Below are 1,215 nucleotides of genomic sequence, written 5' to 3' on the forward strand. Positions count from 1 at the left end.
CATACCTGAGGGTCTCCACTATTTTGTTTTCTTTAGCAAAAACGTTGATCGTGCCTCAGGCACTTTAGTTCCCTTCCCTTAAGCGAAGCTCAGGTTAATCAATATTATCATTGCGGTATTTCGCCATTGTCAGCCGCTGACGGATGTCTTTCACCACACTGCGTACATGGGTTTGTGAGGAAGGTGAAACAGGACGCTCAATATGTTGAGTGAATTCAACAGGTGCCTTGGCCGGAGCAGGCGTGGTCACAGCCGTTTCAGGTTGTCCATATAATCTCCCGTCCCGTGCCCGTTTCATCATCGTCAGTAACCAGCCAACCGGATTGCCGATTTTCCCTGCCCGCAACGCCTTGCCCAGACAATTCAACACGGTCTGCGCCTGTTCAACGGGTAACGCCCGCAACTGACTGGTCAGCATCGTCACATCTTCCGGTTCCAGTTGTCGGCACAGCTCTCTTTCGAAAATCTAAGCTGTAACCCATCTCATTTTATGCCTTGTCATCTTAGGTTTAGATATTATGTCATATTAATATGATTTAGCTATAAGTTTTTGCAGGAGTTCGCTACGTGCTCAGCACGGCGGTGGCATACTCCCCGTTCAGTGCCTGATTCACTCAGGATGAACGCCTCATTATCTTGACGTGATGAATTTCTCCTTCATTTTTACTGCATCAGCCTGCAATCAGGCAATGGGTTGAAAATCCGATAAGACGATCGTTTATCAATCAAACAAAATGGCGGTTAGTGGTCTGTTATGAGTGGTTTCACTGAGTAATGCGGGGTTCAAATCGGCCGTAAAGTCAGGCTCTACGTGCTCTGGACGTTGGACGCCTGGCGGCGTCACTTGGTCATCGCTGCTCTTCAACACAAGTGACGCCGCGCCGTTTTCGGGACGTTTATCGTGATAAATGCAAAATGCAGGTGAATGTTGTACCGGTTAAAACGGTATCGATTAACGTAAGGCAGAGCATGTTCTGCTCGGTTATGTATGTGAATAGCCGATGATGAATACCACCGGGAAACTTTCATCCCCAGACGGAGGGTTAGGTGTCCGAGGATATCTGCTTCCAAAAGTGCGCAGATGTACCGCAATTTAGCACTCCCTTGCAGGCTACGGGAGTTAATGAGATGGTCTTCCCCACCTTGTGAACCATACTCTTTATAGAGTATTTTTTCTGGAGAGTCCATCATGCAAAACGTCACCCTTATTGGTAT

General features: G+C 47.7%; 3 protein-coding genes. All 3 read right to left on the reverse strand.

The annotated features are described in order from the left end of the window. Window positions 1–94: 94 nt before the first annotated feature. The gene (locus tag Xets_RS14190) at window positions 95–418 is read right to left on the reverse strand and encodes a hypothetical protein (RefSeq protein ID WP_244208678.1); all 324 of its coding nucleotides are present in this window, start codon (window positions 416–418) and stop codon (window positions 95–97) included. A gap of 303 nt (window positions 419–721) precedes the next feature. Further along, a complete protein-coding gene (locus Xets_RS14195) occupies window positions 722–868 on the reverse strand; it encodes a hypothetical protein (protein WP_187651956.1) in 147 nt (48 codons plus the stop codon). After that, window positions 862–1,215, reverse strand: a 354-nt coding sequence (locus tag Xets_RS14200) for a hypothetical protein (protein WP_222941607.1), incomplete at its 5' end; no start/stop codon positions are given. The genes Xets_RS14195 and Xets_RS14200, both read right to left, overlap by 7 nt.

The sequence above is a fragment of the Xenorhabdus sp. TS4 genome (genome assembly GCF_014467265.1).
Taxonomy (GTDB): Bacteria; Pseudomonadota; Gammaproteobacteria; order Enterobacterales; family Enterobacteriaceae; genus Xenorhabdus; species Xenorhabdus ehlersii.

Coding starts and splice junctions, on each gene's coding strand:
- Xets_RS14190 (WP_244208678.1), bottom strand. CDS start 418: ATGCTGACCAGTCAGTTGCGGGCGTTACCCGTTGAACAGGCGCAGACC.